Genomic DNA, 21,479 nt, shown 5'->3' with positions numbered 1-21,479 from the left:
TTGGACGGACCACACCGAAAGGAGCCCGCATGACCCAGACCAGCCTCTCTTCCCGTGCATGGGCCGAGCTGATGCTGCTTGGCCTGATCTGGGGCGGGTCGTTTCTGGCGATCCGCACGGCGCTGGACGAGATCGGCCCGCTGACCGCCGTCCTGTGGCGCACGGGGCTGGCGGCGGCCCTGCTGTGGGCAGTGATCGCGATCCGGCGCCTGCCGATGCCGCCGCGCAGGCTGTGGCCCGCGCTGGCGGTGATGGGTCTGCTCAACAACGTCATCCCGTTCTCGCTGATGGCCTGGGGGCAGTTGCACATCGCCTCGGGGCTGACCTCGATCCTGAACGCGGCGACGGCGATCTTCGGCGTGCTGGTCGCGGCTTTGGTCTTTGCCGATGAGCGCCTGACCGCGCGCAAGGCGCTGGGGGTGGCGCTGGGATTTGGCGGCGTGGTGCTGGCAATCGGGCCGGATGCACTGCGCGGGTTCGACGTCACCTCGGTCGCGCAACTGGCGGTGTTGCTGGGCACGGTGTCCTATGCCTGCGCGGGGGCTTGGGCGCGCAAGACCCTGTCGGGCCTGCCGCCCATCGGCTCGGCTGCGGGGATGCTGACCGGGGCGAGCCTGATCATGGCCCCCTTGGCGGTGATGTTCGAAGGGGTGCCGCGCACCGATCTGTCCGCCGCCACATGGGGCGGGATCGGCTATTACGCGATCGTCGCCACGGCGCTGGCCTATCTGCTGTATTACCGCGTGCTGGCGATGGCCGGATCGGGCAACCTGATGCTGGTGACGCTGGTGATCCCCCCTGTCGCGATCCTGCTCGGCGCATGGGCGCGCGACGAGACGCTGTCGCCTGCGGCTTTTGCGGGGTTCGGCCTGTTGGCTTTGGGGCTGGTGGTGCTGGACGGTCGGGTGTCGCGGCGCGCGCGCAAGGCCGTTTGACGGCGCCATCCCGCTTGCCGTATCAGGGACCAACCCGAAGACAGGACCCCTGATGCTGTACGATTCCGCCGCCTCCTGGCAGGCCGCCCCGCGCAAACGTGTCGTTCTTTTCGCCATGTCCGGCCTGGGCAAGACCCATGTGTCCAACATGCTGCGCGACACCGGCCAGTGGTTCCATTACTCGATCGATTACCGCATCGGCACGCGGTACATGGGCGAATACATCGTCGACAACGCGAAACGGCACGCCATGCAGGTGCCGTTCCTGCGTGACCTGCTGATGAGCGATTCGATCTATATCGGCTCGAACATCTCGTTCAACAATCTCACGCCCGTCTCGGCCTATCTGGGCAAGCCCGGCAATCCGGACAAGGGCGGCATGGCGATGCAGGAATACCGCCGCCGTCAGGCCCAGTTCGAACGTGCCGAGCGGCTGGCCCTGCTCGACACCGCTTATTTCATCGACCGCGCCGAGGATCTGTACGGCTATCCGCATTTCATCTGCGACACCGGCGGCAGCATCTGCGAATGGGTCGACCCCGAAAACCCCTCGGACGAGATCCTGACCGCGCTGTCCTCGGTCGCCCTGCCCGTCTGGATCAAGGGCAGCGACGAGCATACCGAGGAGCTGATCCGCCGCTTCGACCGCGCGCCCAAGCCCATGGCCTACCGGCCCGATTTCCTCGAAACCGCCTGGGCACGCTATCTGGACGAGACCGGCCAGACCGAAGGCGCGGTCGACCCCGATGCCTTCATCCGCTGGACCTATGCGCAGGCGCTGGCGCATCGCCAGCCGATCTACGAGGCGATGGCGCGCAACTGGGGCATCACGGTGGATGCGCGCGACATGGCGACGGTGCGCGATGCCCACGACTTCGATCGGGTGATCGCCGCGGGTCTTGAGACCCGCCGCCAAAGCGCGTAAGCGCGCAAGCCTCGACAGAGTGAAAGACCCCATGACCGACGACCCGATTCTGCCCATCGACCATCCGATCCTGTCCGAACCCTCGGACCCGGTGACCGATTTCGACGGGTTCATCGCCGAACTGGCCGACGAGATGTTCGACGTGATGGAAGCGGCCGCAGGCCAAGGGCTGGCCGCGGTGCAGATCGGCGTGCCGCTGCGGTTGATCGTGATCGACCTGCCCGACGCCATGGGCGACGTCCACCGCCTGACGCTGGCCAATCCGCGCGTAGTCACGCGCTCGGACACCATGCGCATCGGCGACGAGGGCAGCCTGTCGCTGCCCGGACAGGAAATCGCCGTGGCGCGCTACACCCGGATCGAGGTCGTCTTTGACGATATGACCGGCTGCGAGGACCGGCTGATTGCCGACGGGCCGCTGGCCATCGGCCTGCAACAGCTGATCGACCAGACCGACGGCATCCGCGTCTTCGACCGCGTGGCACGCAACCGCCGCGCGGTGGCCGTGGCCACCGGCGTCCGCTAGGCGGGACGCAGCCCCGGACCTGATCCGGGGCCTCATGGCAGGATCGACGCAGAGGTCCCGGGTCAAGCCCGGGACGCGGGGGTGCTTGCCTCCCTGCGGCTTCTCCCCTATCTCTGCCCGGCATCGTTCCAAGGACCCTGACCCATGCCGATCAAACTGCCTTCCGACCTGCCTGCCTTCGACGTGCTGACGCGCGAGGGTGTCATGGTCATGGCAGAAGAGGCGGCCGCGCGTCAGGACATCCGCCCGCTGCGGATCGGCCTTCTGAACCTGATGCCGAAGAAGATCCAGACCGAGAACCAGTTCGCCCGGCTGATCGGTGCAACGCCCTTGCAGATCGAGCTGTCGCTGATCCGCATGAGCGAGCACCAGACCAAGAACACCGCCGCCGAGCATATGGAAAACTTCTATCGCCCGTTCAGTGAGGTCGCCGAGACCGGCGAGAAATTCGACGGGCTGATCATCACCGGCGCCCCGATCGAGCATCTGCCATTCGAAGAGGTCACCTATTGGGACGAGCTGTGCCAGATCTTCGACTGGACGCAGACTCATGTGCAGTCGACCTTCGGCGTGTGCTGGGGCGGCATGGCGATGATCAACCACTTCCACGGGGTCCGGAAACACCTGCTGGACGCCAAGGCCTTCGGCGCGGTGCGCCACCGGGTGCTGGACGCGGCCTCGCCCTATCTGCGCGGGTTTTCCGACGATATCGTGGTGCCGGTCTCGCGCTGGACCGAGTTGCAGCGCGAGGAAATCCTGCAAGCCGGGCTGAAGATCCTGATCGATTCCGATGAAACCGGCCCCTGTCTGGTCGAGGACCCGGCGCACCGGGCGCTCTATGTCTTCAACCATTTCGAGTATGACTCGGGGACCTTGAAGGAAGAGTATGACCGCGACGTGGCTTCGGGCAAACCGATCAACGTGCCCGCGAATTATTATCCCGGCGATGACCCGTCCAAGACGCCGCAGAACCGTTGGCGCAGCCATGCGCACCTTTTGTACGGCAACTGGATCAACGAGATCTACCAGTCGACGCCCTACGACCTCGCCGATATCGGCACATGAAGTGGGTCATCGGCCTTGCGCTGGTCTTGGCGGCCTTCTGGGCGCTGACCCTGTGGAAAGCCGCGCGCCATGAACGGCTGGCCGAGGCGGAGTTTCCGCCATCGGGCCAGTTCCTGACGGTAAACGGCCACCGGGTACATTATACCGAGATGGGTCAGGGCCGACCCTTGGTGCTGATCCACGGGCTGTCGGGCAATATCCGCGACATGACCTTTTCGCTGATGCCCCGGCTGGCGGAACGCTATCGCGTCATCGCCTTCGACCGGCCCGGCATGGGCTATACGCCGCCCATGGGCGGCGCCACGATCACCGAGCAAGCAAATTTGCTTGCGGACGCGGCGGCGGCGCTGGGGGCCGAGCGGCCCATCGTGATGGGCCACTCCTATGGCGGCGCGGTGGCGCTGGCCTGGGCGGTCCACCGGCCAGATGATCTGAGCGCGCTGGTGCTGGAGGCCAGCCCGGCTTATCCGTGGGAGGGGCCGATGCCCCCGCTCTACCGGGTCAATTCCGGACCGCTGGCCGCGCTGGCCGTGCCGCTGATCACCGCTTGGGTGCCGGACCGGGTGGTCGATCAGGCGATCGCCGACACCTTTGCCCCACAGGACGAGGTCCCGGGCTATGCCGAACATATCGGCGCGCCGCTCAGCCTGCGCCGCAGTGCCCTGCGCGCCAATGCCCAGCACCGCGCCGGTCTGCTGGACCAGATCCGCGCGCTGGTGCCGCAGTACCCGGATATCCCGGTGCCCATCGAACTGATCCACGGCACGGCGGATACGACCGTGGGCTTGTCGATCCATGCCGAGCCTTTCATTCGCGACGTGCCACAGGCCAACCTGACCCGGCTCGACGGCATCGGTCACATGATCCACAACACCCGCCCCGGCGCCGTGGTCGAGGCGATCCACCGCGCTGCCCTGCGCAGCCGCATGTAGGATGGGTGATCACCCATCCTCCCCCTGTTTGCATGCCGGTCGAAAAATCCGCATATTGCCCGAGACTTGAACCATGAGGCCCCGATGTCCCTGCCCTTTGACGGCGCCATCAGCGCATTTTACGAGAACGACGCCCCCAAGACCGTGCGCGAAGCCATCGAGCGCGCCGAAAAGGACGATATCCTCGACCCCGGCTATCCCTACTCCGAGGAAATGAAGCGCAAGCATTACGAAAAGGACATGGCGCGCCTGCAGATCGAACTGGTCAAGATGCAGGCCTGGGCCAAGGAAAACGGCCAGCGCATCGCCATCGTCTTCGAGGGCCGCGACGCCGCAGGCAAAGGCGGCACGATCAAGCGGTTCCGCATGAACCTCAACCCGCGCGGGGCGCGTGTCGTGGCCCTGTCCAAGCCGTCCGACACCGAAGCCACGCAATGGTATTTCCAGCGCTATATCGACCATCTGCCCGCAGGCGGCGAGATCGTGTTCTATGACCGCAGCTGGTACAATCGCGGCGTGGTGGAAAAGGTCTTTGGCTTTTGCTCCGACGAGCAACGCGCGCATTTCTTTGCGCAGGTGCCGGATTTCGAAAAGATGCTGGTCGAGGAAGGCATCCATCTCTTCAAGTTCTGGCTCAATGTCGGGCGCGCCGAGCAGTTGCGCCGCTTTCTTGCGCGCGAACGTGACCCGTTGAAACAGTGGAAACTGTCCTGGATCAATGTCGAGGGGCTGAAACGCTGGGATGCCTATTCCGACGCCATTCAGGAAACGCTGTTTCGCAGCCAGAGCCTCGAAGCGCCTTGGACGGTCATTCGATCCGACGACAAGAAACGCGCGCGGCTCGCCGCCATCCGCCACGTTCTGGCGGCGCTGGATTACGACCGCAAAGATGAGAAGGCGCTCGGCAAGCTGGACGAGGCGATCATCGGCGGCCCAGAGATCTGGCAGACGCAGTGAGCAAACGCGGCTATCATCACGGCAACCTGCGCCAAGCCTTGGTCGACGCGGCCCTGTCGCTGATCGAGGCGCGGGGGCCCACGGGGTTCACCCTGTCGGAGGCAGCCAAGCAGGCGGGCGTGACCCCCGCCGCCGTCTATCGCCATTTTGCCGGGCGCGAAGACCTGATCGCCGAGGCGGCGCGGCAGGGATACGAGATCTTCGCCGACGTGATGCAATACGCCTATGACAGCGGGCAACCCTCGGCACTGGCGGCCTTCGAGGCGACCGGGCGGGCCTATCTGGCCTTCGCGCGCAAATATCCCGGCCATTACATCGCGATGTTCGAAAGCGGGATTTCGGTGAATGCCTCGCCCGATCTGGCGGCGGTCTCAAGCCGCGCCCGCGCGGTTCTGGAACAGGCGGCCAGCGATCTGAGCCAGCACATCCCCGAGGGCAAGCGCCCGCCGCCGCAAATGTTTTCCGCGCATATCTGGGCGATGAGCCACGGAGTGGTGGAACTGTTCGCGCGCAACTCGCCCGGCACCCAATCGCCTTTCGCCCCCGAGGACCTGCTGGAAAGCGGGATCGGCGTTTACCTGCGGGGGCTTGGCCTGATCCCGCCGGATACCTAAAAGGGGGCCGGGGCACAGCCCCGGCCTACGATCTGTCGCACGCTGACGCAGGGGGATGCATGACCGGTACGTTTTTCCTGGGCCTCGGGGGGCAGAAATGCGGCTCGAGTTGGTATCAGGCCTATCTCGCCCGCGCCCAAGGGTCGGATTTCGGACGGCTGGGTGAATACCAGATCTGGGAAAGCGACCTTGGCGGGCCGTTTGCGCGCTACCGCGTGCCCGAACCCTCGGCGTTGCAAAAGGCCAAGGCACGGCTCAAGGCCAAGGCCGGGCTGGCCATCCCGCGCGACTATCTGCGCTGGGACATGCAAACCCACCGCCCGGCCTATTTCGACTATTTCGAGGGGCTTCTGGCACGCAAGGGCGTGGTCCGCACCGGGGATGTGACCCCATCCTACGCGGCCTTGCCCCCGGCAATGCTGACCGGCATCCGCGACGGCTTTGCCGAGAGGGACATCGCGGTGAAGGTGATCTTTGCCATGCGCGATCCCGTGGCGCGGCTACGGTCGCAGCTCAAGATGGATCTCGACAAGGGATACCTCAATTCTAGCGGCGACGAGGCCGCCGATTTGGCCGCGTTCCATGCCGGGGCCGAGGCCGCAGCCCGCACGCGCTACGACATGACGCTCGACGCGGTCGAACAGGTTTTCGAGGCGGAAAACCGCCATATCTGCCTGTTCGAGGAAATGACCACGCCGGACGGGATCGCCGATCTCAGCCGCTTTGCAGACATCCCCGCCGATCCGAAGGCAGGCGGGCAGCAGGTCAACGCGCGCGGCTCCGGTGGCAATCCCCTGCCCGAGGACCTGACCCGCGCCATCGCCCAGCACTACGCTCCGGTCTACCATGCCGTCGCCGCCCGGCTGCCGCAGATCGCACAGGTCTGGCCCTCGGCCCGCTACGTGCTGTCCTGATCCGGCCAGCGCATCAGACCGGCCTCGATCAGCGCCTCGGGACCGGTATAGCGTTTCGAGCTTTCGGACAGAAACCCCTCAGGCACGCCGCGCATGCGGGTCAGCAACTCCGCGTAATACCGGTATTTCGAGGCCCCGTTGGTATGCGCCCCCCAAGCGATCGCCCGCTCGATCTTGTCCGCGAATTGCGCGGTGAAGACGAAATGCGCGACGGTCAGCAGGACCTCGCCCGAGGGCGGCAGATTGGCGTAATGCGACCCGGTCAGGCGGCTGTCCGCATTGCGCAACACCAGCGGCGTCTTGTGCCGGGGCGATTTCTGGAAACTCTGCGCCTCACGCGCTTTCTTCGGCATCCACAGCCGGTGCCAGCCCTTGCGCTCCAGCTTGGGACGGACATCGTAGCGCGCGAACAGATGCGCGGTTTTCGACATCGGCGCGATCTTCGGCTGCTGGCCGGGGCGCAAGGTGACCAACGGCTCGGCCTCGAAAAACGGATAGGCCGCGATCAACCCGTCGAATGTCGCGGGCAAGGCTCCGTCCAGCCCGGACATATCTGCTGGAAAGAACTCGACGACAGAGGCAACCGCCGCGGGCGCGCCCTCGGTCCGAAGCCGCGCCACGATCTCGGCGACCGAGCCGATACCGGGCGGCAGGATCAGGAATTCGTCCGCATCCAGATAGCCGACATAAGCCCCGTCAAAGAACAGGTGCGGCACGGCGATCTTCATATAGGTGCCCATGCGCTCATCGCGCACTGCCCCGTCCGGATCACGGTACCGCAGCACATGCCCGAACCCGTGCTCCGACCGCATCACCACCACGTCAGGCTGCGCCTCAAGATAGGCACCCGTCCCGTCATCCGACGCATCGTCCCAGATCAGGAACTGTTCGAACCCGATGGCCCGGTGATGGTCCAGCCAAGCCGGCAGAAAGCCAAACTCGTTCTTCATGGTGGAAAACAGTGTCAGCTTGCCCGGATCGACCGCGCCCGACACGACCCGGGCAAGTTTCCCGGCATCCTCGATCCCGACTGTCTGCATCACAACGCCCCTGCTTCTTTGGTCCGAAAATACCTCGGGGGACTGCCGAAGGCAGGGGGGCAGAGCCCCCTATTTCCGAATTTTCATGAAAATTCGGCCCCCTCACAGCAAAACAGGGGCCCCAAGTGGGACCCCTGCAAAATCGCAAATCGCGAAGATCAGCGCTTCGAGAACTGGAACGAACGGCGGGCTTTGCGCTTACCGAACTTCTTGCGTTCCACAACGCGGCTGTCGCGGGTCAGGAAGCCAGCAGCCTTAAGGGCCGAGCGCAGCTCCGGGTTATAGAGCTGCAGCGCCTTCGAGATGCCGTGCTTGACCGCGCCGGCCTGACCGGTCAGGCCACCGCCCTTGACGGTTGCCATGACGTCGAATTCGCCTTCGACACCGGCCACCTGGAATGGCTGGCGCAGGATCAGTTGCAGCACCGGACGGGCAAAGTACTTGTCCATGTCCTTGCCGTTGACGATGACCTTGCCGGAACCCGGCTTGATCCAGACGCGGGCAACCGCGTCTTTCCGCTTGCCGGTGGCATAGGAGCGGCCCAGCTCGTCGCGGACGGGCTCACGGGGTGCGGATTCCTCGACCACGACGGTCTCGGACACGGCGCCCTTCAGGTCTTCAAGAGAATTGATCTGATCAGCCATGATTACACCCGGGTGTTCTTGGAGTTCTTGGATTTCACGTCCAGAACCTCGGGGTTCTGGGCTTCGTGCGGATGATCGGCCGACGCGTAGATGCGCAGGTTGGTCATCTGCTGGCGCGACAGGCGGTTGCCCGGCAGCATGCGCTTGACGGCCTGATAGACCACGCGCTCGGGATGTGCGCCGGTCAGGATCTCGTCCTTGGTGCGGGACTTGATGCCGCCCGGGTGGCCGGTGTGCCAGTAGAACCGCTCTTCGCGCTTCTTGCCGGTCAGCTGGACCTTGTCGGCATTGACGATGATGACGTTGTCACCACAGTCCATGTGGGGGGTGAAGGACGGCTTGTGCTTGCCGCGCAGACGCATGGCGACGATCGAGGCGAGGCGGCCCAGAACGACGCCCTCGGCGTCGATCACGATCCACTTCTTTTCGATGTCTGCCGGAGTCGCAGAGAAGGTTTTCATGGGTATATCCACTTGATTGACAAGGGCCGCGCGAAGACTCGCCCGGCCCGGTATCCGATGGCGGGGTTATAAACATCCCCGATTGCCAGTCAAGCGGCCAACCCGCGAAAATAACAAGCCTTTCCAATGGCTTAAAATTACGGTATTATTTTACCCCACAATTTCACACCGCCATGCGCTCTGGTGGGTGATCCAGAAGGTGGCGCAGCTTGCCGATCGCCGTCTCGAAACTGCGCATGCTGACCTGCGCGTTCACGCCGACCCGCACCGCATGCGGCGCCAAGCCGTCGCGCGGGATGAAATCCTCGGAGGCACGCACCTTGACCCCCACAGCTTCCGCCGCCTGCACGAAGGCTGACGCCCGCCACCCTTCGGGCAAAGTCAGCCAGATGAAAGGCAGATCCTCGCCCCAAGTGATGTCATAGCCACCTAGCCCGTTCACCGCAGCGCGGGTGTATCGGTTCACCTCCTGACGGATGTCTTCCATAATCTCATAGGTGGCATCGCGCGTCAGCAGGTCTTCGACCAGCACGGCCAAAGGATGCGCGAGCCCGAAGAACCCGTATTCCGCCACCCGGCGCAGCGTTGCGGCATGGGCCTTGGGCGCCAGCGCAAAACCCACGCGCAAGGCGGGGGTCAGCGCCTTGGAGATCGACGAGACATACCAAGCCCGGTCCGGAAGGATCGCCCGATAGGTCGGCGCACGCGACGCGCCCATTCGGTAGCAATCGTCTTCGAGGATATGAAAGCCGCGCCGCGATGCGACCTCGGCGATGGCCTCCCTTCGGTGTTTCGGGGTGAACAGCCCGGTGGGATTGTGCACCTCGGCACTGGTACAAAGCAGCTGTGCCTCATGCCTTTGTGCCAGCTCATCCAGCGCCTCGGGAATCAATCCGTCGCCATCCATGGGCACGGCCACAACCTCTGCGCGCATGATCTGCGCGGCACGGCGGAAGCCGGGATAGGACAGTTCCTCGACCAGAACCACGGGTTTGCGCCCGCGCAGCACCGATTGCATGACAAGCGACACGCCCGACTGCCCACCATGGGACAGCACCATCTCATCCGGATCCACAGCCCCAAGCGCCGCATCCGACAGCCACCGCAACACGGCGCGGCGCGCCGGGCGATAGGCATCCGCAGACGGGTAGCTCAGCAAACTGCCAGTGGGCTTCTCCGCCATCTCGCGATAGGCGTCCCGGATCAGGGCCACCTGCCCCATATCCGGCAGCTTGGTGGAAAAAAGGCTCACGAAGTCGGTATCTTCCGGCATGTTGTGCTGGGCCCAGCGGATATCTCTTTGATCGTCGCGGCTCTGCGGACCGGCGACAAATGTCCCGCGCCCGACCTCGCCGCGCAAGGCGCCCTCATCGGTCAGGATCGCATAGGCCCGCGCCACGGTGCCCGGGGTGATTTGCAAGGCCCAGCCGAGTTCCCGCACGGGCGGCAATTGCGCCCCTGTTTGCAGATCCCCCTCGGTGATCGCGCCCCGGATCGCCTGCGCCAGACGTTTGTATTTCGCACCCTCGGTGGCGCCCGCATAACGGGACAATATTGTATCCATCACAATTCTTTTCTCGACCCGATAAAATCCGAAGCGTATCAATATGCGTACTAAAACAATGCCAATTGTGTCAATACAATGTGAAAGGATACCGACCATGGCACCGCAAATTGCACACCGCCCCGCCCTTGCTCTGCTTGAGCAGAACCAGCCGCTTCCGCTGGTGGCCGAATTTGCGTTGTTCGTCGCGGTATCCACCACCAAGTGGACCATGCGTCGCCGCACCCGACTGGCGCTGAAACAGTTGGAGCCGCATCAATTGCACGATATCGGCCTGACCCGGCAAGAAGCGCTGGACGAGGCCACCCGCGCCTTCTGGCGGACTTAACGCGCGGGCGGGATCGAATAGGTGAGGGAGGCATGGGCGACCGGGTCGTCCATGCCTTCGCTATACAGCAGCACATCCGTCACCGACAGCGCGCGTCCCAGTTTCAGGATGCGCGCATGGGCCAGCAGATCGACGCCCGCCGCCGGTTTGCGCATGAAGTCGATGGAACAATGGGTGGTGACCGCCAGCGCCTCGCGCCCGACAAAGGCCATCGTGGCCACATAGGCCGCCACATCCGCAAGGCTGAACATCGCCGGGCCGCTGACCGTGCCACCGGGGCGCAAATGCCTGTCATCGTTGAACAAACGCATGGTTATGCCGTCCTCGGCGATCTTGTCGATGCCGAACATGCCGTGAACCTGCGGAAAGACCTCTTCGAGATAGTCAGCCATCTCCTCGGCGGTAAATTTAAGCTCCACGTCCTTCCCTCCGTCTTTTGGGACAGGTAATCTGACCCGAAACGGGAGGACAAGATGGAACTGCTCAAACGTCACGATACGAACGGTGTGGCCCATCTGCGGATGAATGCGCCGGAAAAGCTCAACGCCCTCTCGGACGAGATGCTGGCGGCGTTTCAGGCGCAGATCGACGCGCTTCAGGCGGATCGCGAGACCCGCGTCGTGGTGATCTCTGGCGCGGGCAAGGCGTTTTGCGCGGGCCATGACCTGAAGCAGATGCAGGCCGGACGGCAGGCTGAGGACAAGGGCGCGGCCTATTTCGCAGATCTGTTCAAGCGTTGCGCTTCGGTCATGTCGGGGCTGACCCGCCTGCCCCAGCCGGTCATCGCGCAAGTCCACGGGATCGCCACGGCGGCGGGCTGCCAGATGGTGGCGTCCTGTGACATGGCCGTCGCCGCCGAGGGCACGCGCTTTGGCGTGAACGGGGTGAATATCGGGCTGTTTTGCTCGACACCCATGGTCGCGCTGTCGCGCAACATCCCCCGCAAGAAGGCGTTCCAGATGCTGACAACCGGGTCCTTCATCGACGCGAGCGAGGCCGAGGCGCTGGGGCTGGTGAACATGGTCGTGCCGGGTGATCAGCTTGAAAGCGCAACGTTGGAGTTGGCGCAAACCGTGGCGTCGAAACTGACCGCCGCCGTCAAGATCGGCAAATCGGCGTTTTACGACCAGATGGGCATGACGCTGGACGAGGCCTATGCCTTTACCGGCGATGTCATGGTGGAAAACATGCTGCTGCGTGACACGGATGAGGGCATCACCGCCTTTATCGAGAAGCGCAAGCCCGACTGGGCTTGAGCGCGCACGCGGCTTGGCCTACATGCGCGGGATGGAACAAAAGCTACACATCGTCGGCGGCGGAATGGCCGGGTCCGAGGCCGCATGGCAGGCCGCAAACAGGGGCGTCAAGGTGGTCATCCACGAGATGCGCCCCAAGGTGAAGACTTTCGCACATCGCACGGAAAACCTTGGGGAAATGGTCTGCTCGAACTCGTTTCGCTCGGACGATCACGAGCAGAACGCCGTGGGTCTGCTGCATTGGGAGATGCTGCAAGCCGGTGGCTTGATCATGGACACGGCCTACAAGCACCGCCTGCCTGCGGGTGGCGCGCTGGCCGTGGACCGCGATCCCTTTGCCCAAGCCGTGACGGATGCGTTGCACGCCCATGAGAACGTGCAGATTTCCCACGAGGAGATCACCGAATTGCCCGACGACGGGCATTGGATCTTTGCCACCGGGCCGCTGACTTCCGAAGGGTTGGGCCGCGCCATCCAAGAGGAAACCGGTGCTGACCGGTTGGCGTTTTTCGACGCCATCGCGCCGATCGTTTATGCGGAAAGCATCGATATGTCCGTGGCTTGGCTGCAAAGCCGCTATGACAAGGGCGAGACCGAGGAAGAGCGCAAGGCCTATATCAACTGCCCGATGACGAAGGACCAGTACGAGGCCTTCATCGACGCGCTGCTGGCCGCCGACAAGACCGAGTTCCACGAGGGCGAGACCGCTGGCTACTTCGACGGTTGCCTGCCGATCGAGGTCATGGCCGAGCGCGGGCGTGAAACGTTGCGTCACGGCCCGATGAAACCCGTCGGCCTGACCAACCCGCACAATCCCGAGCAAAAGGCCTATGCCGTGGTGCAGTTGCGCCGCGACAACGCGCTGGGGACGCTGTATAATATCGTCGGCTTCCAGACCAAGATGAAGTACGGCGCACAAGCCGCTGTTTTCAAAATGATTCCGGGGCTGGAGAACGCAAGTTTCGCGCGGCTGGGCGGTATTCACCGCAACACCTTCATCAACTCGCCCACGCTGCTGGACGACCAGATGCGCCTGCGCTCCAAGCCGAATATCCGCTTTGCGGGCCAAGTCACGGGCGTCGAGGGCTATGTCGAATCCTCGGCCATGGGGCTTCTGGCGGGGCGCATGGCGGCGGCAGAGATGCTGGGCGCGACCCTGCCCACCGTGCCGCAGGACACCGCCCACGGCGCGCTGATCCATCACATCACAGGCGGGGCCGAGGCCAAGACCTTTCAACCGATGAACGTCAATTTCGGCCTGTTCCGCCCGCTGGAGGAAAAGGTCAAAGGCGGGCGTCGTGGCCGCAAGGACCGCTACAAGCTGTATACCGACCGTGCCAAGGCGGACTGGCAGGCGTGGCTCGCCGCCCAGTGATCACGCGCTTTGCCCCGTCGCCCACCGGCCCGCTGCATCTGGGCCATGCCTATTCGGCGATGCTGGGACATGACCGCGCGAAGGCCGAGGGCGGAACGTTCCTGCTCAGGATCGACGACTTGGACTCAACCCGGTCGCGCCCCGAATGGGAAACGCTTTTGAAACAAGATCTTGCGTGGCTTGGCCTTGACTGGCCAGAGCCGTGCCGCAAGCAGTCGGACTGCATTTCCGAATACGAGGCGGCGCTGGATGAGCTGTGGGGATTGGGCGTCTTGTACCCTTGCACCTGCACCCGCCGCGACATCGTCGAGGCGCAGTCCGCCCCACAGGAAGGCGTGCCCACACATGGTCCTGACGGTCTGATCTATCCGGGAACGTGCCGGCAAGCGATGTGGCAGGACGAACGGTGGTTCGACGGGCACTATCCGCGCCCGAAGGACGTGACCTTGCGGCTGAACATGGCCGAGGCGTGCGATGTCATTCGCTGGGACCACAGGATCACCGCCAAGGGTGGCCTGCATTTCATTGCTTTTGAGGAAACCGGGGCCGGGCCGAACGGCGAGGCAGGAGAGATTCTGATCACACCCGAGGACTTGATCACGCGGATCGGTGATGTCGCCCTGTCCCGCAAGGCATTCGGCGCGGCGTACCATCTGGCGGTCGTCGTGGACGATGCCGCGCAGAATGTCAGCCATGTGATCCGAGGCCAAGACTTGTTCGAGGCCACCAAGATCCATGTTTTTCTTCAAAGGCTGTTGGGCCTGCCGACACCTGTCTACCATCACCACAAGCTGATCCGCGACGAAACCGGCAAGCGGCTGGCAAAGCGCGACGATGCCCGCGCCAATGCGAAATACCGCGACGAGGGCGCCACGCCGGAGGACATACGTCGGATGGTCGGCCTTACATAGGTGCCATCAACTCGGTTTCGCCATCGACGACCGAGGTATAGAAGCAGGACCGGCGGTTGGTGTGGCAGGCCGGGCCTTCCTGGCGCACCACGGCCAGCAGGCAATCTCGGTCGCAATCGACCCGAAGATCGACCAGTTCCTGAGTGTGCCCCGAGGTCTCCCCCTTGATCCAAAACGCCTGACGTGAGCGCGACCAATAAGTTACACGCCGGGTCTCAAGCGTTGCCTGAACTGACTCGGCATTCATCCAGGCCATCATCAGCACCTCGCCCGTGCCCTCGGCTTGCGCGATGCAGGGGATCAGGCCGTTGGCGTCATAGACCAAGGTCGCAGGATCGAACGTCATGGGCAAAAACCTTTTTGCATCCGGGAACATGACGCCTATTTAGAGAGAGACGCGCAGGAAGGGAACGACATGTCCGGCGAAAACGACCTGATCAAGCTGTATTCCGGGCGGATCCTGGAACTTGCAGCCGACATTCCCCGCACCGAGCGGCTGTCCGATCCGGACGCCTCGGTCAAGAAACGCTCGCCCTTATGTGGGTCGACCGTGACGGTCGACCTCAACGTCTCGGACGGCAAGATCACCGATTACGGGCAGGAGGTCAAAGCCTGCGCCTTGGGTCAGGCCGCAGCGTCTGTCGTCGGCGGGGCCATCGTCGGATGTGACGCGGATGAAGTGCGCGCCGCCCGCGACGCGCTGCGCGCGCTGCTGAAGGAAGACGGTCCGACACCGCCTGCCCCCTTCGACGGCCTCGAAGTGCTGCGCCCCGCCAGCGCCTACAAGAACCGGCACGCCTCGATCATGCTCAGCCTCGATGCGGCCTGCGAGGCGCTGGAACAGGCGCAGAAAACCCAGACCGCTTAAGGGTTCGTTCTTGATCTCGTGATACGCCCGGCGTCACGAGGAGCGAACGACCCATGACTCACCCGACCCGGATGTCAGCCCCGGATGCCACCGCCGAATTGGCGGCGCTCACCGATGCGGCCACCAGCCTGGGGCAGGAAACGGTGGAGATCGTTGGCTTTCTCGATGACCTCGACCAGCGGAGCAAGGCCCAACGCGCCCAGTTGGACCACGTCCGGGGCAATACCCGCGACCTTGAACAGATCAGCGCCGCGATGCTGGACTCGGTGCAGCGCATGGCGGCAACGGCGGACACGGCCATCGAAAAGGTCGAGACCTCGACCGAGTTCATCGCCGTCACCAGCCAAAGCTCCCAAGCCTTGGCGCAATGGGTGCGCACCATCCATAACGATGCCGAGGCCGTCGAGGGGTTGCTTCAGGGCGTGCGCAATTCGAACATGCTGATCTCGGACATCGCCGCGCAGGTGCATATCCTCGCCATCAATGCAAAGATCGAGGCGGCGCGCGCCGGTCAGGCCGGCCGGGGGTTTTCCATCGTCGCCGACGCGGTCAAGGAGCTGAGCGAACGCACATCTGACGCGGCCGTCACCATCACCGACACGGTGGCGCAATTGTCGGATTGGATGGCGGCGCTGCATGACGGCGCACAGAGCACGTCACGACAGGCAGACGCGGTGCTCAAACGCAGCACGGAAACGGACGGTGTCCTGTCGGAAATCCGGCTTGGCGTCTCTGACCTGCGCAACGAGGCGCATGCCCTCGCGGAACGGGCCGAAGGGGCGAAGGACGCCGTCGATCAGACCGGGTCGGCCATCACTGCGATCGCCGCCTCGGTCGATCAGGTCTCGTCCGGCGTGGTCGAGGCAAACCGGCGCTGCACCGCGCTGATCGACACGTCGGAGTCGATTCTGCAACACGCGGTGGCGCTTGGCGGCAATGGTGCCGATGGCCCGATGATCACGCTCGTGCAGGATCTGGCCGGACAGGTCGCGCAGGCCTTCGACCGTGCCATCGCAGAGGGTTGGATCAGTCAGGACCTGCTGTTCACCCAACGCTACAAACCGATCCCCGACACCAATCCGCAACAGCTCTTGGCCCCTTATACCACGCTGACGGATCGCTTGCTGCCTGCGATTCAGGAGCCGGTCTTGACGCGCGACCCGCGCATCGTGTTTTGCGCCGTCGTCGATCGCAACGGATATCTGCCGACACATAACGCGAAATTCGCCCAGCCTCAGGGCAAGGACCCGGTCTGGAATGCCGCCCATTGCCGCAATCGACGAATCTTCGATGACCGTGTCGGGCTGAAAGCCGGGAAAAACGAAAAACCGTTCCTGCTGCAGGTCTACCGGCGCGACATGGGCGGCGGGGAGTTCGTCATGATGAAGGACCTGTCGGCCCCGATCCACGTCCGGGGGCGGCATTGGGGCGGTTTGCGCCTCGCCTACAAGTTCTAAAAAAAACCGCCGCACTCCCGGGGAAGGAGGCGGCGGAAGGGACGCGTTTCTACGAACACTCCGGACATCGGTCACAGGCAGGCGGACCGGTTGGGGACAGGCAGGCATATCGGGACAGTGATATGCGCTTTGGCCCGGAAGGTGTCGGTGTCAAACGCAGGCAGAAATCAGGAAATTCTCAAACCAGACTGGGCAGATGCAGCGCGCCAAAGAGGATCACCGCGATCGACAAGGCCCCAAGGGCATCCTGCCACAAGGTGTCTTTCTGTCGGGTCAGGGCAGTCTTGACTGTCTCGATCATGGCGCGGCCTCCTTCGCGTCTTTGTTGCCCCTTTGTTCCATGTCGTTAACCACATGTAAAGAACTTTTTGAGAACATTTGAGAACAAAGTTGAGAACATCACTTTGATCACGGCGCGTATTGGACGCTTTACGCAGGGTGTCGATGGGTCCACAGCCATCGACACCTTTCGTTTATCCGACCGAAATCAAACGGATGGCTTCGTCCTGTCGCATCAGCCACAGCAACAATCTGGCCGCTTGCCCGCGCGGGCTGGTCAGGTCGGGATCTTCGGACAGCAGCAGGCGCGCATCGCTTTGCGCGACCGACATGAGCGCGGATTGCCGTTCCAGATCGGCAATGCGGAACCGCGGCAAGCCCGATTGCGCCACGCCGATCAGATCGCCCGCCCCGCGCATTTCCAGATCGACCTCGGAAATGCGAAACCCGTCCTCGGTTTCGCGCATCGTCGTCAGTCGCTTCATGCCCGTCTCGGAGAGCGGCGGCTGGTACATCAACAAACAGGTCGAGGCAGCCGTGCCGCGCCCGACCCGCCCGCGCAACTGGTGCAACTGCGCGAGGCCAAAGATTTCGGCCCGCTCGATCACCATGATCGAGGCATTGGGTACGTTCACCCCCACCTCGATCACCGTCGTGGCCACCAGAACGCCGGTTTCGCCCGCGACGAAGCGCGCCATCGCCGCGTCCTTGTCCGCTGGCGGCATCTGGCCGTGCACAAGACCGACAACGTCATCGCCAAGCGCCGCCCGCAACCGCTGGAACCGGGCCTCGGCAGCGACGAGGTCGCTGTTCTCGCTTTCCTCGACCAGCGGACAGACCCAATAAGCCTGCCGCCCCTCGGCCACGGCCTTGCGGAGGTGATCCACGACCTCGTCCAGCCGCTCGGTCGAGACCAGCGCAGTCTTGACCGGCAACCGGCCGGGCGGCTTTTCGTCCAGAACGGACACGTCCATGTCCCCATATTGCGCCAGCGCCAAGGAGCGGGGGATCGGTGTCGCCGTCATCACCAGCACATCCGCACCCTGCCCCTTCCGGCCAAGTTCGAGCCGCTGGCGCACGCCGAACCGGTGTTGTTCGTCGACGATGGCCAGACGCAGGTCGGCGAATTCCACATCCTTCTGAAAGACCGCATGGGTACCGACAAGAATCTGGATGTCGCCCCGCGCCAAGGCCGCAAGCTTGGCGCTGCGCTCCGAGCCCTTGTCGCGGCCGGTCAGAAGCTCCAGCACGACGCCCGCCTCGTCGGCGAGGGGTTTCAACCCGTCGAGATGCTGCCGGGCGAGGATTTCGGTGGGCGCCATCATGACCCCCTGCCCGCCGGCCTCGACCGCGGTCAGCAGCGCCATGAAGGCCACCAGCGTCTTGCCGGCCCCCACATCGCCCTGCAGCAGGCGGTTCATGCGCTCGGGCTTGGCCATGTCCTCGGCGATTTCTTCCATCGCGCGTTGCTGCGCGCCGGTCGGGCGATATGGCAGCGACGCCAGCACCTTTTGCCTCAACTGCCCCTTTCCGTTCGTGATCTTACCTCGCTGGCGCCGCCGATCGGCCCGGGCCAGAGCCAGCGTCAATTGATGCGCCATCAATTCGTCATAGGCCAGCCGCAGCCGCGCCGGGGCAGTTTGTGCAAGATCTCCGGCGTTTTGGGGCGCATGGGCCTGCCGCATGGCGCTGGCCCAGTCGACCCAGCTCTCTTTTGCCGCTTGCGCCGGATCGATCCAGTCGGGCAGATCGGGCAAACGGTGCAGCGCATCGGTCACCGCACGCACCATCAGTTTTTGCATCACGCCCGCCGTCAGAGGATAGACCGGCTCGAATTCCGGCAGGCCGGTGATCTCGTCGGGTTCGACGATGTGGTCGGGATGCACCATCTGCGGCCCCCCATCGAACAGCTCTACCCGGCCCGAAACGATCCGCGTCTCACCTTCCGGCAAGACCTTTTTCAGGTAGTCCCCACGGGCGTGGAAAAATACCAACTGGAACCGCATCCGGGCGTCGTCGACCTCGATCCGGTAAGCCCCGCCCTTGCGCGCGGCCGGGCGATGCTGGCCGATGCGCACCGTTACCGTCAGCGTTCCGGGCAAGTCCGCGCCCTGCACCGTCTCGCGCAGGCGCCGGTCGATGCCGGAATAGGGCAGCGTGTACAAGAGGTCGCGCGGCGTCTCCACACCGATCTGGGCCAAGGCCTGCGCCGTCTTGGGGCCAATCCCATCGAGCGTCTTGAGCTCTGCAAAGAGCGGCCAGAGCGGTTCGGGCCGTCCGCTCATCCGCCGATCAACTCCAGCCAGCCGTCTTCGTCGAGGATCGTCAAGCCGAGGTCCCGCGCCTTCTTCTCCTTGGAGCCCGCACCGGGACCTGCGACCACGATATCGGTCTTGCTAGACACGGACCCAGACACCTTCGCGCCCAAAGCCTCGGCGCGCGCCTTGGCCTCCGCCCGGGTCATCTTTTCCAAAGTGCCGGTGAACACCACGGTCTTGCCCGCGACGGGCGAGCCATCGGTGGACGGGCGCTCGGCCTCCTGCACGTCGAGATGGGCCACCAAGCGGTCGATCGAAGCCCGTTCCGCGTCCTGATTCATCGCCGAAACCAGCGAGGTCGCCAGAACCGTGCCGACGCCGTCGATGGCCAAAAGGTCATCCCATGCGGTGCCTTCCATGGCGTCCGCGTCCCGCATCGCGGTTTCGAACGCGTCCCATGAGCCGTAATGCCGAGCCAGCAGGTTCGACGCCTGCTCGCCGACATGCCGAATCCCGAGGGCAAAGATGAGGCGACCAAGGCCGATCCGCCGCCGTTCGTCGATGGCGTCGAACAGATTGTTGGCAGATTTCTCGCCCCAGCCTTCGCGATTCTTCAACTGTTGCAGCCCCTGACCGTACCGCTCCTTCAGGGTAAAGATGTCGGCGGGCTCGGCGATCCAGCCGTCTTGGTAGAACTGCTCGACTTGACGGGACCCGAGACCCTCGATGTCGAACGCCGCGCGCGACACGAAATGCTTCAATTTTTCAACGGCTTGCGCGGGACATATCAGACCGCCCGAGCAGCGCCGCACCGCGTCGCCCTCCTCGCGGATCGCATCGGACCCGCATTCCGGGCAGGCCTTGGGAAAGCTGTAAGGCTGTGCGTCAGCCGGCCTTTGCGACAGGTCCACGTCGGCGACTTTCGGGATCACGTCCCCCGCGCGGTAGACCTGCACCCAATCGCCGACCCGAATATCCTTGCCGCCCCGGATCTCACTGCCGGAACTGTCGCGCCCGGCGATGTAATCCTCGTTATGCAGAGTCGCGTTGGACACGACCACGCCACCGACCGTGACCGGCGCCAGCCGCGCGACCGGCGACAGCGCACCCGTGCGCCCTACTTGGATGTCGATGGCCTCAAGCCGGGTCCAGGCAAGCTCTGCGGGGAATTTGTGGGCAATGGCCCAACGTGGGGTTGTCGAACGAAAGCCAAGGCGCCCCTGAAGCGCCAAGTCGTTCACCTTGTAGACGACGCCGTCGATATCGTAGCCCAAGGTCGCGCGTTGCGTCTCGATCGCGCGATACTGTGCCAGCATCTCGGCCGGCCCATCACAGACGGCCGTCAACGGATTGGTCTGGAAGCCCATTTGCGCGAGCCGTGCGATGGCGTTGGCCTGCGTATCGGCCAAGGGTTCGGACAGCTCGCCCCAAGAATAGGCGAAGAACCGAAGCGGACGGTCCTTGGTGATGCTCGAATCAAGCTGGCGAAGCGACCCGGCTGCGGCATTGCGCGGGTTTGCAAAAGTCTTGCCCCCCTTGGCCGCTTGCCGTTCGTTCAGTTCGGCGAAATCGGCGTGGCTCATGTAGACTTCGCCACGGATTTCCAGAATGTCGGGCGCATCGGGGATGCTCTGCGGAATGTCATCGATGGTCCGGGCATTGGCGGTGACGTTTTCGCCCTCGGCCCCGTCACCGCGCGTTGCCGCCTGAACCAATTGCCCGCGCTCGTATCGCAGCGACAAGGACAGACCGTCGATCTTGGGCTCGGCGGTGTAGGACAGCGGATCCCCCTCGCCCAACCCCAGATAGCGGCGGATCGACGTGTCGAAGTCGGTGATATCCTCATCCTCGAAGGCGTTGGACAAGGACATCATCCGCACGACATGGCGCACCTTGGCGAACCCGTCCGACACCGGGGCGCCGACTTGATCGCTGGGGCTGTCGCTTCGTTTCAGGTGGGGAAACCGAGCCTCGATCTCGGCATTGCGCCGCTTCAGACGATCATAGTCCGCGTCCGAAATCTCGGGCGCGTCCTCGGTATGGTACGCGCGGTTGGCGCGGCTCAATTGCTCTGCAAGATGGGCGAGTTCGGCCCTTGCCTCTTCCTCGTCCAGATCCGCCGTGGATTTTTCCGCCATGGTCCTGCCCCAAATCTCGCACTGTCACAGAG

22 protein-coding genes and 1 pseudogene are annotated in these 21,479 nt (G+C 64.0%); 14 read left to right on the top strand and 9 right to left on the bottom strand.

All coding sequences use genetic code 11. The annotated features are described in order from the left end of the window. Window positions 1-29: 29 nt before the first annotated feature. The 8 genes from D8Z78_RS08560 (at window position 30) to D8Z78_RS08525 (ending at window position 6,868) form a co-directional block, all read left to right on the top strand. Window positions 30-935, top strand: coding sequence for a DMT family transporter (locus tag D8Z78_RS08560; protein WP_121629718.1), 906 nt, complete (start codon window positions 30-32; stop codon window positions 933-935). Between the two features lie 52 nt (window positions 936-987). Continuing rightward, on the top strand, window positions 988-1,860 hold the full coding sequence (locus tag D8Z78_RS08555) for an ATPase (RefSeq protein WP_121629719.1): 873 nt from the start codon (window positions 988-990) through the stop codon (window positions 1,858-1,860). A 31-nt stretch (window positions 1,861-1,891) separates the two neighbouring features. Next, entirely contained in the window at window positions 1,892-2,386 is a 495-nt protein-coding gene (locus D8Z78_RS08550) for a peptide deformylase (protein ID WP_121629720.1), read from the top strand. A gap of 144 nt (window positions 2,387-2,530) precedes the next feature. Then, window positions 2,531-3,451, top strand: a complete 921-nt coding sequence (gene metA / locus D8Z78_RS08545; RefSeq protein WP_121629721.1) for a homoserine O-acetyltransferase MetA — start codon at window positions 2,531-2,533, stop codon at window positions 3,449-3,451. After that, complete coding sequence (locus D8Z78_RS08540) at window positions 3,448-4,383, top strand: alpha/beta fold hydrolase (RefSeq protein ID WP_121629722.1); 936 nt, start codon at window positions 3,448-3,450, stop codon at window positions 4,381-4,383. Before metA ends, D8Z78_RS08540 begins: the two co-directional genes overlap by 4 nt. 84 nt (window positions 4,384-4,467) lie before the next feature. Next, window positions 4,468-5,340 carry a polyphosphate kinase 2 gene (gene ppk2 / locus D8Z78_RS08535; RefSeq protein WP_121629723.1) on the top strand — a complete coding sequence of 291 codons (873 nt, stop codon included), beginning with the start codon at window positions 4,468-4,470 and terminating at the stop codon, window positions 5,338-5,340. Further along, window positions 5,337-5,954, top strand: a complete 618-nt coding sequence (locus D8Z78_RS08530) for a TetR/AcrR family transcriptional regulator (RefSeq protein WP_121629724.1) — start codon at window positions 5,337-5,339, stop codon at window positions 5,952-5,954. Before ppk2 ends, D8Z78_RS08530 begins: the two co-directional genes overlap by 4 nt. Before the next feature lie 59 nt (window positions 5,955-6,013). Beyond that, a complete protein-coding gene (locus D8Z78_RS08525; protein WP_121629725.1) occupies window positions 6,014-6,868 on the top strand; it encodes a sulfotransferase family protein in 855 nt (284 codons plus the stop codon). On the opposite strand, the gene D8Z78_RS08520 is transcribed toward D8Z78_RS08525, so the two are convergent. The 4 genes from D8Z78_RS08520 to D8Z78_RS08505 form a co-directional block, all read right to left on the bottom strand. After that, window positions 6,853-7,908: a glycosyltransferase family 2 protein gene (locus D8Z78_RS08520; protein WP_121629726.1), complete on the bottom strand. Its 1,056-nt coding sequence runs from the start codon at window positions 7,906-7,908 to the stop codon at window positions 6,853-6,855. The two genes, D8Z78_RS08525 and D8Z78_RS08520, sit on opposite strands and share 16 nt — an antisense overlap. Window positions 7,909-8,066: 158 nt before the next feature. After that, window positions 8,067-8,552, bottom strand: coding sequence for a 30S ribosomal protein S9 (gene rpsI, locus D8Z78_RS08515; protein ID WP_121629727.1), 486 nt, complete (start codon window positions 8,550-8,552; stop codon window positions 8,067-8,069). Between the two features lie 2 nt (window positions 8,553-8,554). Then, window positions 8,555-9,013, bottom strand: a complete 459-nt coding sequence (rplM, locus tag D8Z78_RS08510) for a 50S ribosomal protein L13 (protein ID WP_121629728.1) — start codon at window positions 9,011-9,013, stop codon at window positions 8,555-8,557. Between the two features lie 163 nt (window positions 9,014-9,176). Beyond that, window positions 9,177-10,577: an aminotransferase-like domain-containing protein gene (locus D8Z78_RS08505; protein ID WP_121629729.1), complete on the bottom strand. Its 1,401-nt coding sequence runs from the start codon at window positions 10,575-10,577 to the stop codon at window positions 9,177-9,179. 97 nt (window positions 10,578-10,674) lie between these two features. On the opposite strand from D8Z78_RS08505, the gene D8Z78_RS08500 reads away from it, so the two are divergent. Next, complete coding sequence (locus D8Z78_RS08500; protein ID WP_121629730.1) at window positions 10,675-10,905, top strand: DUF1127 domain-containing protein; 231 nt, start codon at window positions 10,675-10,677, stop codon at window positions 10,903-10,905. Here D8Z78_RS08500 and D8Z78_RS08495 read toward each other — a convergent pair. Continuing rightward, the gene (locus D8Z78_RS08495) at window positions 10,902-11,324 is read right to left on the bottom strand and encodes a PaaI family thioesterase (RefSeq protein ID WP_206169656.1); all 423 of its coding nucleotides are present in this window, start codon (window positions 11,322-11,324) and stop codon (window positions 10,902-10,904) included. The genes D8Z78_RS08500 and D8Z78_RS08495 overlap by 4 nt on opposite strands. 45 nt (window positions 11,325-11,369) lie before the next feature. On the opposite strand from D8Z78_RS08495, the pseudogene D8Z78_RS08490 reads away from it, so the two are divergent. The 3 genes and pseudogenes from D8Z78_RS08490 to gluQRS form a co-directional block, all read left to right on the top strand. Continuing rightward, window positions 11,370-12,161 (top strand): annotated as a pseudogene (locus D8Z78_RS08490) (enoyl-CoA hydratase); the annotation flags it as partial. Window positions 12,162-12,192: 31 nt separating this feature from the next. Continuing rightward, window positions 12,193-13,536 carry a methylenetetrahydrofolate--tRNA-(uracil(54)-C(5))-methyltransferase (FADH(2)-oxidizing) TrmFO gene (gene trmFO, locus D8Z78_RS08485; RefSeq protein WP_121629733.1) on the top strand — a complete coding sequence of 448 codons (1,344 nt, stop codon included), beginning with the start codon at window positions 12,193-12,195 and terminating at the stop codon, window positions 13,534-13,536. Next, entirely contained in the window at window positions 13,533-14,447 is a 915-nt protein-coding gene (gluQRS, locus tag D8Z78_RS08480; protein WP_121629734.1) for a tRNA glutamyl-Q(34) synthetase GluQRS, read from the top strand. The genes trmFO and gluQRS overlap by 4 nt, the downstream gene beginning before the upstream one ends. On the opposite strand, the gene hisI is transcribed toward gluQRS, so the two are convergent. Next, on the bottom strand, window positions 14,440-14,793 hold the full coding sequence (gene hisI, locus D8Z78_RS08475) for a phosphoribosyl-AMP cyclohydrolase (protein ID WP_121629735.1): 354 nt from the start codon (window positions 14,791-14,793) through the stop codon (window positions 14,440-14,442). The genes gluQRS and hisI overlap by 8 nt on opposite strands. Window positions 14,794-14,862: 69 nt before the next feature. Between hisI and D8Z78_RS08470 the strand changes: the two genes are divergently transcribed. After that, complete coding sequence (locus D8Z78_RS08470) at window positions 14,863-15,315, top strand: iron-sulfur cluster assembly scaffold protein (protein ID WP_121629736.1); 453 nt, start codon at window positions 14,863-14,865, stop codon at window positions 15,313-15,315. Window positions 15,316-15,368: 53 nt separating this feature from the next. After that, window positions 15,369-16,772, top strand: a complete 1,404-nt coding sequence (locus tag D8Z78_RS08465; RefSeq protein WP_121629737.1) for a methyl-accepting chemotaxis protein — start codon at window positions 15,369-15,371, stop codon at window positions 16,770-16,772. 178 nt (window positions 16,773-16,950) lie between these two features. Here the strand turns inward: D8Z78_RS08465 and D8Z78_RS25220 are convergent, their stop codons facing one another. The 3 genes from D8Z78_RS25220 to ligA form a co-directional block, all read right to left on the bottom strand. Further along, entirely contained in the window at window positions 16,951-17,073 is a 123-nt protein-coding gene (locus tag D8Z78_RS25220) for a hypothetical protein (protein WP_255446344.1), read from the bottom strand. 172 nt (window positions 17,074-17,245) lie between these two features. Further along, on the bottom strand, window positions 17,246-19,336 hold the full coding sequence (gene recG / locus D8Z78_RS08460; RefSeq protein ID WP_121629738.1) for an ATP-dependent DNA helicase RecG: 2,091 nt from the start codon (window positions 19,334-19,336) through the stop codon (window positions 17,246-17,248). Beyond that, entirely contained in the window at window positions 19,333-21,447 is a 2,115-nt protein-coding gene (gene ligA / locus D8Z78_RS08455; protein WP_121629739.1) for an NAD-dependent DNA ligase LigA, read from the bottom strand. Before ligA ends, recG begins: the two co-directional genes overlap by 4 nt. Window positions 21,448-21,479: the final 32 nt, after the last annotated feature.

Source organism: Tropicibacter alexandrii, assembly GCF_003667315.2.
Lineage (GTDB): Bacteria > Pseudomonadota > Alphaproteobacteria > Rhodobacterales > Rhodobacteraceae > Tropicibacter > Tropicibacter alexandrii.
Note: the sequence above shows the minus strand (reverse complement) of the source record. Positions and strands in the feature narration are given on the sequence as shown.

Coding starts and splice junctions, on each gene's coding strand:
- D8Z78_RS08560 (WP_121629718.1), top strand. CDS start 30: ATGACCCAGACCAGCCTCTCTTCCCGTGCATGGGCCGAGCTGATGCTG.
- D8Z78_RS08555 (WP_121629719.1), top strand. CDS start 988: ATGCTGTACGATTCCGCCGCCTCCTGGCAGGCCGCCCCGCGCAAACGT.
- D8Z78_RS08550 (WP_121629720.1), top strand. CDS start 1,892: ATGACCGACGACCCGATTCTGCCCATCGACCATCCGATCCTGTCCGAA.
- metA (WP_121629721.1), top strand. CDS start 2,531: ATGCCGATCAAACTGCCTTCCGACCTGCCTGCCTTCGACGTGCTGACG.
- D8Z78_RS08540 (WP_121629722.1), top strand. CDS start 3,448: ATGAAGTGGGTCATCGGCCTTGCGCTGGTCTTGGCGGCCTTCTGGGCG.
- ppk2 (WP_121629723.1), top strand. CDS start 4,468: ATGTCCCTGCCCTTTGACGGCGCCATCAGCGCATTTTACGAGAACGAC.
- D8Z78_RS08525 (WP_121629725.1), top strand. CDS start 6,014: ATGACCGGTACGTTTTTCCTGGGCCTCGGGGGGCAGAAATGCGGCTCG.
- D8Z78_RS08520 (WP_121629726.1), bottom strand. CDS start 7,908: ATGCAGACAGTCGGGATCGAGGATGCCGGGAAACTTGCCCGGGTCGTG.
- rpsI (WP_121629727.1), bottom strand. CDS start 8,552: ATGGCTGATCAGATCAATTCTCTTGAAGACCTGAAGGGCGCCGTGTCC.
- rplM (WP_121629728.1), bottom strand. CDS start 9,013: ATGAAAACCTTCTCTGCGACTCCGGCAGACATCGAAAAGAAGTGGATC.
- D8Z78_RS08505 (WP_121629729.1), bottom strand. CDS start 10,577: ATGGATACAATATTGTCCCGTTATGCGGGCGCCACCGAGGGTGCGAAA.
- D8Z78_RS08500 (WP_121629730.1), top strand. CDS start 10,675: ATGGCACCGCAAATTGCACACCGCCCCGCCCTTGCTCTGCTTGAGCAG.
- trmFO (WP_121629733.1), top strand. CDS start 12,193: ATGGAACAAAAGCTACACATCGTCGGCGGCGGAATGGCCGGGTCCGAG.
- hisI (WP_121629735.1), bottom strand. CDS start 14,793: ATGACGTTCGATCCTGCGACCTTGGTCTATGACGCCAACGGCCTGATC.
- D8Z78_RS08470 (WP_121629736.1), top strand. CDS start 14,863: ATGTCCGGCGAAAACGACCTGATCAAGCTGTATTCCGGGCGGATCCTG.
- D8Z78_RS08465 (WP_121629737.1), top strand. CDS start 15,369: ATGACTCACCCGACCCGGATGTCAGCCCCGGATGCCACCGCCGAATTG.
- D8Z78_RS25220 (WP_255446344.1), bottom strand. CDS start 17,073: ATGATCGAGACAGTCAAGACTGCCCTGACCCGACAGAAAGACACCTTG.
- recG (WP_121629738.1), bottom strand. CDS start 19,336: ATGAGCGGACGGCCCGAACCGCTCTGGCCGCTCTTTGCAGAGCTCAAG.
- ligA (WP_121629739.1), bottom strand. CDS start 21,447: ATGGCGGAAAAATCCACGGCGGATCTGGACGAGGAAGAGGCAAGGGCC.